The sequence below is a fragment of the Jeotgalibacillus marinus genome (assembly GCF_040801915.1).
Lineage (GTDB): Bacteria > Bacillota > Bacilli > Bacillales > Jeotgalibacillaceae > Jeotgalibacillus > Jeotgalibacillus marinus.
The window spans coordinates 1-255 of the sequence record NZ_JBFMIA010000215.1; the positions used below are offsets into that span (position 1 = coordinate 1).

Consider the following 255-nt stretch of genomic DNA (forward strand, 5'->3'; position numbering starts at 1 on the left):
GCATTACGTCAACACCGTTCGCGGCCAGCACTTCGAGTGCGCTCGCCTGAGCGGCTGGAGAGACCGCGTGGGTGTCTATTCCGAGGAATAAAGGACCGTTGATGCCCCTGGACTTGCGGTACTCGCAGATTGCCTGGCTGATCGCCAGGACGTGCCACTCGTTGAAGGCTCGATCGAAGGCCGAGCCGCGGTGCCCCGAGGTCCCGAACGAGACCTGCTGAGCCGGAATGTTGGCGTCGGGCTGCAGCGAGAAAT

Annotated in this window: 1 protein-coding gene; it reads right to left on the reverse strand. The window is 62.7% G+C overall.

Annotation, left to right across the window (positions count from 1 at the left end):
- On the reverse strand, positions 1–255 hold a 255-nt coding region (locus AB1471_RS17600), incomplete at both ends, for a hypothetical protein (RefSeq protein WP_367781015.1).